Source organism: Ollibium composti, assembly GCF_004801285.1.
In the GTDB taxonomy this organism is placed as follows: Bacteria; Pseudomonadota; Alphaproteobacteria; order Rhizobiales; family Rhizobiaceae; genus Mesorhizobium; species Mesorhizobium composti.
Map to the genome: position 1 here is coordinate 126426 of NZ_SSNY01000013.1, position 11505 is coordinate 137930.

Genomic DNA, 11505 nt, shown 5'->3' on the forward strand with positions numbered 1-11505 from the left:
CGCGTCGCGCCGTGGTGCCCCGCAGAGGGCCAATCCAGGGAGAAGGCTATGAACGTCGCGCCCGGCGCCACCGTCGGTTCGGTTCCTTTCGACAGCGCCCGCCTCGATCGCCTCATGGACGAAGCCGGCATCGACGTGCTCGTCGCCACCTCCAAGCACAACACGCAGTACCTGCTCGGCGGCTACAAGTTCATCTTCTTCTCGGCTATGGACGCCATCGGCCATAGCCGCTACCTGCCGGTCGTCGTCTACGAGCGCGCCAGCCCCGACCACGCCGCCTATGTCGGCAACCGCATGGAAGGCAGTGAGCACCAGAACCATCCGTTCTGGACGCCTTCGGTGCACACCGCCTGCTGGGGCACGCTGGATGCGGCCAATCTCGCCGTCGAGCATATCCGACAGATCGGCAAGGCGGGCGCACGCATCGGCATCGAGCCGCCCTTCCTGCCGTCGGACGCCTATACGCTGCTGCGCAACGCGCTGCCAGACGCGAAGCTGGTGGATGCCACCGGGACACTGGAGAGATTGAGGGCGGTGAAGACGCCGGAGGAACTGGAAAAACTGCGCATCGCCTCCGAACTCATCACCGATGCCATGCTGGCGACGATCGCTGCCGCGCGCGAAGGCTCGACTAAGGGCGAGATCATCGAGCGGCTGCGGCGCGAGGAGACCAATCGCGGCGCGCATTTCGAATATTGCCTGCTGACGCTGGGCTCCAGCCACAACCGTGCCGCCTCGGCGCAGGCGTGGAAGAAGGGCGAGGTGCTGTCGATCGATTCCGGCGGCAACTATCACGGCTATATCGGCGACCTCTGCCGCATGGGCGTGCTGGGAGAGCCGGACGCCGAGCTGGAAGACCTACTCGGCGAGGTAGAGGCGGTGCAGCAGGCCGCCTTCTCGAAGATCCGCGCCGGCGTTGCCGGTGCCGAGATGATTTCGCATGCCGAAGGCGTGCTGAAGGCGTCGAAGGTTGCGGCCTACACGGATTTCTTCGCGCACGGCATGGGGCTGATCTCGCACGAGGCGCCGTTCCTGATGACCAACCATCCGGTCGCCTATGAGGGCACCGATGCCGAAAAGCCGCTGGAAGCGGGCATGGTGCTGTCGGTCGAGACGACCATGCTGCATCCGACGCGCGGCTTCATCAAGCTGGAGGACACGGTGGCGGTGACGGCGGACGGCTACACGATGTTCGGCGACCGTGGCCGGGGCTGGAACCGGGGCGGGACCGCCTAAATCCCGGCGCAAAGACGGCGTGACCGGAACGGGCCGGCAGGGTTGACGTTTCAACCGTGAGACGCACTATGCAACCGGGGGCGGATAGGAGAGGAGGCCACCCCATTGGCTTGTCGTCACGTCGTTCTCGCGCTTTCGCTGCTCGCCTTGGCGGGCTGCGGCATTTCCCAGACGAATTATGATGCCAGCCGCGAAGCTCTGCGCGGCAGTCCGTCCCTGCGCAACGATTTCGTGCGCACCTGCACGCGCAACATTTCCCGCAAGCCGTATGCGACACGCCGCAACATCGCCAAGCTGATGAACGCGTCGGTTTCTTCCACGCCGCGCCTCTATTGCTCGCGGCTGACCCGCGGCATCGCCAACGGCCGGCTGTCGCGTTCCGACATCAACGCCGCGGCGCGCGGGCAAGTCACGCCGACCATCGTACGGGTGCTTCAGGGGCGGTAGGGGGCGCGTATTTGTCTCTGGCGCGTTGCCCCCTCTCCGTCGCCGCTTCGCGGCGCCACCTCTCCCCCACTTCGTGAGGGAGAGGATAGGCGTCTAGCTTGGCTCCCATCCTCTCCCTCGGAACGGGGGAGAGGTGGCGCGCGAAGCGCGACGGAGAGGGGGCGAACCTCGCGCGCCCGACAAGCGATTGGCCCTGCCTCAATTCCCAGCCGGAATGATCCTGAAATCCGGTAACTCGCGCAGGCCCAGTTCCGGTCCGGCGGGCGAATAGACGACGAAAAGCTGCATCGGCGCGCTGCTGGTGTTGAGCGTCGAGTGGAAGCGGCTTTCGGGGATGAAGCAGGTGCAGCCGGGGCCGACCTGGCGCACATGCGGGTTGCCGTGCTCGTCCTCGATCATCTGCTCGCCGTTGCCGGAGATGACGAAGATGATTTCTTCCGCGCCCGGATGGTTGTGGCGCGAATGGCCCTGGCCGGGCGGCAGGTCGACGACGCCGCCGGAAAAGTGCTTCGCGCCGTTCACCTCCGGCCCCACAGTCAGCGACAGCCTGCCCCAGTCGAAGCCGAAGCCGTCGACATCGCCCGGATAGACGAAAAGCTTGCCCGGATCGCTCATTTTTTCCTCCCTGTTCGTTTCAGTCGCATTTCCGGACGCAAACCGCGCCACGCTTTCTGCTGGAATGCCCTATCGCTTGCCGCCCGTGGCGGCCTTGAAGTCGGCGGTCTGGTCGGCGATGGCCTTTTCCGTCGGCAGCCGCTCCATCGAGGACGCGCCGTAGAAGCCGTGCAGGCCCTTGCAGCGGTCGAGGATATAGCGCGCGTCGTCCGGCATCGAGATCGGCCCGCCGTGGCAAAGCAGGATGACGTCCTTGCGCACCGAGCGCGCGGCATCGGCGATGGCGTCGATCTCGCCGACGCAATCGTCAAGCGACTTGGCCGAGGTCGCGCCGATGGAACCGCCGGTCGTGACGCCCATATGGGCGACGATGATGTCGGCGCCGGCGCTGGTCATCGCCTTCGCTTCGTCCGGATTGAAGACATAAGGTGTTGTCAACAGGTCGAGTCGGTTCGCCTCGGCGATCATGTCGACTTCGAGGCCGTAGCCCATGCCGGTTTCCTCGAAGCTCGTGCGCATGACGCCGTCGAACAGGCCGATGGTGGGGAAATTCTGCACGCCGGAGAAGCCCATGGCTTTGAGTTCGGCGAGCAGCAGCGGCATGATGACGAAGGGATCGGTGCCGTTGACGCCGGCCAGCACCGGCGTCTTCTTCACCACCGGCAACACCTCGTAGGCCATCTCCTTGACGATTGCGTTGGCGTTGCCATAGGCGAGCAGGCCGGCGGCCGAGCCGCGCCCGGCCATGCGGTAGCGGCCGGAATTGTAGATGATGATGAGGTCGATGCCGCCGGCTTCCTCGGCCTTGGCCGACAGGCCGGTGCCGGCGCCACCGCCGACGATGGGGCGGCCTGCCTCGATCATGGCGCGGAATTTTTGAAGGATGTCGCTGCGCGGGATGGCGGGCATCGTCTCTCTTTCAATGGCTGGCGATTTCCCTGAAGGCCGCGACGGCGGCTTCGGCGAAAGCGGGGTCGTTGATGTGCAGCGGCAGGCGCTCTATGCGTCTGTCGGCGGTCGGCCGGATGGTGCGTTCGATCGCCTCGAACAAAGCGGCGTCGGCTTGCGGGTCGAAGAAGGCGCCGCCCTCGATATCGAGCGCCGAGACGCCCTTTTCGGGGATGAGGAAACGCACCGGCCCCTCGCAGCGCGATAGCCGCTCGCCGATCCATTCGCCGATCTGCCGGCACTCGTCGGCCGTCGTGCGCATCAGCGTGACGTTGGGATTGTGCGGATAGAACAGCCGGTCTCGGTATTTCTCCGGCACGGTCGAGGGCGCCCAGAAATTGACCATGTCGAGCGCGCCGACGGAGCCGACATAGGGCAGCTTCGTACGCGCGATGGCACCGAAGCGGTCGGGCGTCGCCGGCAGCACGCCGCCGAACAGAAGGTCGCAGACCTCCGTCGTGGTGATGTCGAGCACGCCGGAAAGCAGGCCGCTGTCGGCGAGCTTCTCCATGGTGCGGCCGCCGGTGCCGGTGGCGTGGAAGACCATGCAGTCGTAATCGGCGCGCAGTTTCTCCACCATCGCGGTCACGCAAGGGGTGGTGACGCCGAACATGGTGAGCCCGAGCGCCGGTTTGCCTTCGACGGCAGGGGCCGGATGGGCGGCCATGCCGACGATCGCCTGGGCCGCGTTGTGCAGGACGGTGCGGGACAGCCGGTTCAGCCCGGCCATGTCGGTGACCGACGGCATCATGACGATGTCGGATACATCGACATAGGGCGCGGTATCGCCGGAAGCCAGCGTCGACACCATGATCTTCGGCAGGCCGAGCGGCAGGGCGCGCATGCCGGCGGTGACGATCGAGGTGCCGCCGCCGCCGCCGATGCCGATGATGCCGGCGATGTCGTGCCGGGAGGCGGCGAAGCGGGCGAAGGCTTCGCCCATCGCGGCTACCGCGGTGCCGCGGTCGTTGGAGACCAGCGCCGCCGAAGTGCCGTCCGGATGCCAGGCGGCGACATCGCGGGCGGCGACGTCGACCGGCACCAGGGCGCCGCGGGTGCCGACATCGACGCGCGCCACGGCAGCGCCCGAAGCCGCGATGATGTCGGCGAGATAGGCCAGTTCCTCGCCCTTGGTGTCGGCGGTGCCGACGACGTAGATGCGCTTGACCACGTCTCCCTCCCCAAGGCTCGTCCGGGCGGCCCGTCGCGACGTGCAATTCCAGTGCGCGGGCATTGCGAAATTTTTGAGACGGCCGTATCGTATTGACATGGATGTCTCACGTCAACCGACTGTTCCGGACAGGGACGAGAACGGCAAGAGCGAGAAGGGGCCGCGCGCCCGCACCCGCCGGTTGATGCTGGAGACGGCATCGCGGCTGATGCAGGCGGGCGCCACGCCCTCCGTCAGCGAAGTGGCGGAGGCCGCAGAGGTGTCGCGGGCGACGGCCTATCGTTATTTTCCCAGCCAGGCGGCGCTGGTGCAGGCGGTGGTGGACGAGGCGCTCGGGCCGATCCTGTCGTGGCGGTCGAAATCGAAGGACGCCGAGCGGCGGGTTGCCGCGCTGTTCGACACGGCCATGCCGCGCATCGAGGCTTTCGAGGCGACGTTCAAGGCGGCGCTGAAACTGTCGCTCGACCATTGGGCGCGCGGCCAGGCCGGAACGCTGGGCGCCGAGCCGAAGCTGGCGCGCGGCCATCGCAAGGACCTGCTTGCCGAGGCGGTCCTGCCCCTGAAGGATGTTTTGCCGCCGCGCGCCTTCCGGAGATTGACGCAGGCACTGTCGCTGGTCTTCGGCGTCGAAGCGATCGTCGTGCTGAAGGATATGTGGGGACTGGACGGCGCCGAGACGCTGTCGGTGGCGCAATGGACGGCGCGCGCCCTGGTGCGTGCGGCGCTGGCCGAGGCAGGGGGAACGCCACCGGACGTGTAGTCAACGGGGAGCAGACTGATTGATAACTGGTTAGACCAGATTTTATGTATCACGCTGCCCATTTCGGATCGAGTTCTTCTCTATCCGTCGGAGTGTTCTCGTTTTTCTCTAATAATATCATATAAAACAATCGGTTATGATATTCTCGTTATTCCGGAATCGCTGAACGGTATCAAGAAAGGCCTTGACGTCGGATAAAAATTGGTCATACCAGATTGAAACAAGAAGAACGGTCGCGGAGGAGGCTGCGGCGCGCTCCGGAACAGGCCGCAGGGCCTGCTGGAAAAGCGGTACGGAGAGGAAACGACCAGGCCGGTGGCGCACCGGCCGGCATTGCCGGAAAGAATGCGCACAAGGGAGGAAACTATGCGCAAGTCAGTGGCCAGCGTGCTCGCTGGTATCGGTATGGCACTCGCGTGCAGCACGTCCGTGCACGCACAGGACAAGCAGCTCACCATCTTCTGGGCCGAATGGGATCCGGCCAACTACCTGCAGGAACTCGGCAACGAGTACGAGAAGGAAACCGGCGTCAAGGTGGTGGTGGAAACCACGCCGTGGGCCGACTTCCAGACCAAGGCCTTCACCGAGTTCAACGCCAAGGGCAGTGCCTACGACCTCGTCGTCGGCGACTCGCAGTGGCTGGGCGCGGCCTCCGAGGGCGGCCACTACGTCGACCTGACCGACTTCGTGAAGGAGAACAAGGTCAACGAGAAGATGGCCGAGGCGACGGTCAAATACTATGCGGAATACCCCGGCGGCAGCGGCAAATACTGGTCGATCCCGGCAGAGGGCGACGCGGTCGGCTGGGCCTATCGCAAGGACTGGTTCGAGGACCCCAAGGAAATGGAGGCCTTCAAGGCGAAGTACGGCTACGACCTGGCGCCGCCGAAGACCTTCAAGGAACTCACCGACATCGCCGAGTTCTTCAACCGGCCGGACCAGAACCGCTACGGCATCGCCATCTACACGCAGAACCAGTATGACGGCCTGGCGATGGGCGTCGAGAACGCGCTGTTCTCCTACGGGGCGGAACTGGGCGACTACGGCACCTACAAGGTCGACGGCATCGTCAATTCCGACAAGGCGGTCGCCGCTCTCGAGAACTACCGCAAGCTGTTCGGCTTCACGCCTCCGGGCTGGACGAACGCCTTCTTCGTCGAGAACAACCAGGCCATCACCGAGGGCCTGGCGGCGATGAGCATGAACTACTTCGCGTTCCTGCCCTCGCTGCTCAACGAATCCACCAACCCCTACGCCAAGAACACCGGCTTCTTCGCCAACCCGGCGGGTCCCGGCGGCGACCAGTACGCCGCGCTCGGCGGGCAGGGCATCTCCGTCGTCTCCTATTCCAACAACAAGGAGGAGGCGATGAAGTTCCTGAAGTGGTTCATCCAGGACGACACGCAGAAGAAGTGGGCCGACCTCGGCGGCTACACTTGCAACAAGGCGGTGCTGGAATCGGAAGCCTTCCAGAACGCCACGCCCTACAACAAGGCCTTCTACGAGACGATGTTCAAGGTGAAGGACTTCTGGGCGGTTCCCGAATATGCGGAGCTTCTGCAGCAGCTCAACCAGCGCGTCTATCCCTATGTCGTGAACGGGCAAGGCTCGGCCAAGGAAGTGCTCGACGCGCTCGCCGGCGACTGGGACGGCACGTTCAAGAAATACGGGCGGGTGAAGTAGACCACCGCAGATTGGCGGAGGGGGCTCGCGCTCCCTCCGCCTTCTTTTTCATGGAAGCAGGAAAGGCCGATCCGTGGCGACAGCCGTGATCTCCACGCTGGATCCGAAATCCCGCGCCGCCGCCCGCGGCATGAGCGACATCGCGATCCGCAATCTGTTCATCGTCCCGACGATCCTGTTCCTGATCGTCTTCAACATCTTCCCGCTGCTCTATTCGCTCGGCTATTCCTTCACCGACTTCCGCGCCTCGACCAATGCGCCGGCGAATTTCGTCGGCCTGCAGAACTATCGCGAGCTGCTCAACGATCCCTACATCTGGAACAACTTCGTGGTGACGGCGAAGTACGTCATCGTCTCGGTGGTGGGGCAGGTGATCGTCGGCTTCGGCACGGCGATGCTGCTCAACCGCGACATCCCCTTCAAGGGGCTGATCACGACGCTGCTGCTTCTGCCGATGATGCTGTCCATGGCCGTCGTCGGCCTGTTCTGGAAGCTGCTCTACGACCCGTCCTGGGGCGTCATCAACTGGGCGCTCGGCCTCGGCAAGTTCCAGTGGCTGGGCGATCCCGACATGGCGCTCTACGCCGTCGCCATCACCGACATCTGGATGTGGGCGCCCTTCGTCATGCTGTTGTCGCTGGCCGGCCTGTCGGCGGTGCCGAAGCACCTCTACGAGGCGGCGGCGATCGACCGCGCCGGGCCGCTCTACACCTTCTTCCGCATCACCCTGCCGCTGGTGGCGCCGATCCTGATGATCGCCATCATCTTCCGCACGATGGAGGCCTTCAAGACCTTCGACCTCGCCTACGTGCTGTCGACGCAGCCGAGCACGGAGGTCATCTCCATCCGCCTCTACAAGATGGCGTTCCAGGAATGGCAGACGGGCCGCTCCTGCGCGCTCGCCTACATCGTGCTCATCATGGTGCTGGCCATCACCAACATCTACGTGAAGTACCTCAACAAAGTGAAGGAGCGGTAGGATGGCCGCCGTCCAGACCTCTGGCGAGCGGGCGCTGAACAGGCTCGCCATCGTCGCCGTTCTCGTCATCACCATGATCTTCCTGGCGCCGATCTACTGGATCGTGGCGACCTCCTTCAAGCCGCGCAACCTCGCCACCACTATTCCGCCGACGGTGGTGTTCACGCCCGAGATCTCGCCCTTCGTCAAACTGATGACCAAGCGATCGCAGCTGCGCGAGCAGCCGACACCGGAGGAATACGCCGCCGCTCCCTGGTGGGAACGGATGGTCTTCGACGGTGGCGAGAAGGTCGTGCGCGACGGCAAGGACCAGGTGCAGTGGTCGGCCTATCCGAGCCGCTTCCTGAACTCGCTCATCATCGCCGTCACCTCGACGGTGCTGGCGGTCGGCATGGGCACCTTTACCGCCTACGGCTTCTCCCGCTTCAAGGTGAAGGGGGAGGGGGATCTTCTGTTCTTCATCCTGTCGACGCGCATGCTGCCGCCGGTGGTGGTGGCGATCCCGATGTTCCTGATGTACCGCATCGTCGGCCTGACCGACACGCATATCGGCCTCATCATCCTCTACACCGCCTTCAACCTGTCGTTCTCGGTGTGGCTGATGAAGGGCTTCATCGACGAGATCCCGAAGGAATACGAGGAAGCAGCCCTGGTCGACGGCTACACGCGCATGCAGGCCTTCTTCAAGATCGTCTTGCCGGAGGCGGCGACCGGCATCGCGGCCACCGCCGTGTTCTGCTTCATCACCGCCTGGAACGAATATGCCTTCGCGCTGATGATGACCAACCGCCGCGCGCAGACGGCGCCGCCTTTCATCCCCAGCCAGGTCGGCTCCGGCCTGCCCGACTGGACGGTGATCGCGGCCGGCACCTTCCTGTTCCTTTTGCCGGTGGCGTTCTTCACCTTCCTGCTCCGCAACCACCTGTTGCGCGGCATGTCCTTCGGAGCGATCCGCAAATGATGCGCAGTTCGACCCTGCAACGCACGGCCGAGATCGTCATGGTGCTCGGCATCGTGGCGCTGTGCCAGCCGTGGAGCCTGTTCCTGCACCGCTACGGCGTGACCATCGTCATCGTCGGGCTGGTCACCTTCATGTTCACCAACTGGTTCGGCAAGCCCGGCGTCACGCCCGAGGACACGGATGGCGTGTTCGACGTCTCCGATCACAACGAGGGCCGGGCATGACGCAGATCGAGCTTCGCGGCGTGCAGAAGTGGTTCGGCGCCGTCCAGGTCATCAAGGACCTCAACCTGACCATCGCCGACAACGAGTTCATCGTGCTGCTCGGCCAGTCGGGCTGCGGCAAGACGACGACGTTGCGCGCCGTCGCCGGGCTGGAAACGATCGACGAGGGCGACATCCTCATCGATGGCAAGCCGGTGCAGCATCTCAAGGCGTCGGACCGCGACATCGCCATGGTGTTCCAGTCCTTCTCGCTCTATCCGCATATGAGCGTCTACGAGAACATCGCCTTCCCGCTGCGCGCCACGCGCATCAGCAAGGCGCAGGTGGACGCGGCGGTGCGCGAGATCGCGCGGGTGCTGCGAATCACCGACCTCCTGGCCAAGAAGCCGTCGGCGCTGTCGGGCGGCGACATGCAGCGCGTGGCGATCGGCCGGGCGCTGGTGCGCCGGCCCAAGGCCATGCTGATGGACGAGCCGATCGGCGCGCTCGACGCCAAGCTGCGCGAGGAGATGCGCGCCGAGATCAAGCGGCTGCACGTCAAGCAGGGCTCCACCACCATCTACGTCACGCACGACCAGATCGAGGCGATGAGCCTGGCCGACCGCATCGTCATCATGCACGAGGGCGTGCTGCAGCAGGTCGGCACGCCGGAGGAGGTCTACCGCCAGCCGGCCAACCTGTTCGTCGCGCAGTTCGTCGGCAGCCCGGTGATGAACGTAGCCGACACCACGGTCAGCGAGCAGGCCGGGCAGGTCTCCGTCGCCGTCGGCGGCGCCGAGAAGGGTTTCGCCTTTCCGGGCGAACTGCTGGCCAGGCTCAACGGCCATGCCGGCGGCGGCCTGAAGCTCGGCATCCGCCCCGAGGGCGTTCTGGTCGCCCGCGAGGCGACGGACGGCTTCCTGCCCGTCGAGGCGCAGATCATCGAACCGCTCGGCTCCTTCGACATCGTCGACCTCAAGGTCGGCGGCGAGGTGCTGCGCGCCCGCACCAAGAGCGGCTTCGTCGCGAGAGCAGGCGAAAAGGTCTTCGCCCGCGTCGACCCGGCCCAGGCGCATTTCTTCGACACGGCAAGCGGCAAATCGCTCGGGGTGGCTCTGTGATGGCCCATATCCAGCTTAAGAACATCACCAAGACGTTCGGCAGCCACAAGGCGCTGTCGAACCTCGATATCGACATCGCCGACGGCGAGTTCTTCGTGCTTTTGGGCGAGACCGGCGCCGGCAAGACGACGACGCTCAGGCTGATCGCCGGGCTGGAGAAGCCGACCGAGGGCCAGGTCTTCATCGACGGCGTCGACGTCGCCGACTGGGGGGCTGCCGAGCGCGACGTGGCGCTGGTGCTGCAGCAATATTCGCTCTATCCGCGGCTGACGGTGCGCGAGAACCTGGAATTCCCGCTGAAGCCGAAGATCCGGCGCGTGCCGGATGCCGAGATCAAGGAGCGCGTCGCGCGCGCCGCCAAGACGCTGCGCATCGAGCACCTGCTCGACCGCAAGGTGGACCGGCTGTCGGGCGGCGAGATGCAGCGCGTCTCCATCGGCCGCGCCATCGTGCGCAAGCCGCGCGTGTTCCTGATGGACGAGCCGCTGTCGGCGCTCGACGCCAAGCTGCGCGAGGCGTTGCGCACGGAACTGAAGAACCTGCAGGTTCAGCTCGGCGCCACCTTCCTGTTCGTCACGCACGACCAGATCGAGGCGATGTCGATGGGCGACAAGGTGGGCGTGCTGAACCACGGCCGCATCGTCCAGACCGGCACGCCGCAGGAGATTTACAACAATCCGCGCGACACCTATGTGGCGAGCTTCGTCGGTTCGCCGCCGATGAACCTGATGGATGGCCGGCTGGTCGACGGTCGGGCGGTGATGGCGCCGATGACGTTCGAATTGCCGTTGCCCGAGGGGGGCGGGAGGACGGGCGGGACGACCGATGGTCGCCCGCTCGTCTTCGGCATCCGGCCCGAGGATGTGCATCTGGAAAGCGGGGCGCCGGTCGAGGCGCTGGTGCACGACGTGGAAAACCACGGCGTGGAAAAGATCGTTACGCTCAGGGTCGGCGACGTCCACCTGCGCGCCACCGTGCCGGCGCAAACCAGCGTCGCCGCCGAGCAGACGGTGCGCCTTGCATGGAACCCGGACAAGGTCGTGCTGTTCGACAAGGGCAACGGGGTGAGCCTCAGGCACGGGGGATAGGGCACCCACGGCGCTTCCTCTTCCAAAAATATTCCCGAAACTTATCCACCTCTCCCGAACCCGCTCCATACTCACCCCAGCTTCCCGCGCGGGAACACCGGTCATGACGGTGATTGCGTGGCGGGGAACCGGCGCCTCCGGTAGTCGCTCAACGTAAGCGGCCGCTCGGGGAGGGTGAGAAGCCGGTTTCGAGCGCAGCGAGAAAATCATGATGCCAGTGGCATCATGATAGGCGCCGAACGCCCTGAGCCGTAGCGAAGGGCCGTCCAAGGGCCCTGCCGGGCGTTCATCAC

The 11505-nt window shown here is 65.1% G+C and carries 12 protein-coding genes; 9 read left to right on the top strand and 3 right to left on the bottom strand.

The genetic code is table 11. The features are described from left to right. The first annotated feature begins 48 nt into the window (after positions 1 to 48). Positions 49 to 1236 (top strand): M24 family metallopeptidase, encoded by a 1188-nt coding sequence (locus E6C48_RS19690; protein ID WP_136359882.1) that lies wholly within the window; start codon positions 49 to 51, stop codon positions 1234 to 1236. Positions 1237 to 1341: 105 nt separating this feature from the next. Further along, positions 1342 to 1683 (top strand): hypothetical protein, encoded by a 342-nt coding sequence (locus E6C48_RS19695; protein ID WP_136359883.1) that lies wholly within the window; start codon positions 1342 to 1344, stop codon positions 1681 to 1683. A 198-nt stretch (positions 1684 to 1881) separates the two neighbouring features. Here the strand turns inward: E6C48_RS19695 and E6C48_RS19700 are convergent, their stop codons facing one another. The 3 genes from E6C48_RS19700 to E6C48_RS19710 all read right to left on the bottom strand — a co-directional run bounded on the left by E6C48_RS19700 (position 1882) and on the right by E6C48_RS19710 (position 4480). Continuing rightward, on the bottom strand, positions 1882 to 2298 hold the full coding sequence (locus tag E6C48_RS19700; RefSeq protein ID WP_136359884.1) for a cupin domain-containing protein: 417 nt from the start codon (positions 2296 to 2298) through the stop codon (positions 1882 to 1884). 69 nt (positions 2299 to 2367) lie between these two features. Then, a complete protein-coding gene (locus tag E6C48_RS19705; protein ID WP_136359885.1) occupies positions 2368 to 3207 on the bottom strand; it encodes a phosphoenolpyruvate hydrolase family protein in 840 nt (279 codons plus the stop codon). Positions 3208 to 3217: 10 nt separating this feature from the next. Then, complete coding sequence (locus E6C48_RS19710; RefSeq protein ID WP_136359886.1) at positions 3218 to 4480, bottom strand: Tm-1-like ATP-binding domain-containing protein; 1263 nt, start codon at positions 4478 to 4480, stop codon at positions 3218 to 3220. 34 nt (positions 4481 to 4514) lie between these two features. Between E6C48_RS19710 and E6C48_RS19715 the strand changes: the two genes are divergently transcribed. The 7 genes from E6C48_RS19715 to E6C48_RS19745 all read left to right on the top strand — a co-directional run bounded on the left by E6C48_RS19715 (position 4515) and on the right by E6C48_RS19745 (position 11212). Further along, on the top strand, positions 4515 to 5177 hold the full coding sequence (locus tag E6C48_RS19715; protein ID WP_136359887.1) for a TetR/AcrR family transcriptional regulator: 663 nt from the start codon (positions 4515 to 4517) through the stop codon (positions 5175 to 5177). A 366-nt stretch (positions 5178 to 5543) separates the two neighbouring features. Next, complete coding sequence (locus E6C48_RS19720) at positions 5544 to 6860, top strand: ABC transporter substrate-binding protein (RefSeq protein ID WP_136359888.1); 1317 nt, start codon at positions 5544 to 5546, stop codon at positions 6858 to 6860. Positions 6861 to 6933: 73 nt separating this feature from the next. Beyond that, a complete protein-coding gene (locus E6C48_RS19725) occupies positions 6934 to 7839 on the top strand; it encodes a carbohydrate ABC transporter permease (protein WP_136359889.1) in 906 nt (301 codons plus the stop codon). A gap of 1 nt (position 7840) precedes the next feature. Beyond that, positions 7841 to 8800 (top strand): carbohydrate ABC transporter permease, encoded by a 960-nt coding sequence (locus tag E6C48_RS19730; RefSeq protein ID WP_136359890.1) that lies wholly within the window; start codon positions 7841 to 7843, stop codon positions 8798 to 8800. Then, positions 8797 to 9024: a hypothetical protein gene (locus tag E6C48_RS19735; protein ID WP_136359891.1), complete on the top strand. Its 228-nt coding sequence runs from the start codon at positions 8797 to 8799 to the stop codon at positions 9022 to 9024. Before E6C48_RS19730 ends, E6C48_RS19735 begins: the two co-directional genes overlap by 4 nt. Then, on the top strand, positions 9021 to 10124 hold the full coding sequence (locus E6C48_RS19740) for an ABC transporter ATP-binding protein (protein ID WP_136359892.1): 1104 nt from the start codon (positions 9021 to 9023) through the stop codon (positions 10122 to 10124). The genes E6C48_RS19735 and E6C48_RS19740 overlap by 4 nt, the downstream gene beginning before the upstream one ends. Then, entirely contained in the window at positions 10124 to 11212 is a 1089-nt protein-coding gene (locus E6C48_RS19745) for an ABC transporter ATP-binding protein (RefSeq protein WP_136359893.1), read from the top strand. Before E6C48_RS19740 ends, E6C48_RS19745 begins: the two co-directional genes overlap by 1 nt. Positions 11213 to 11505: the final 293 nt, after the last annotated feature.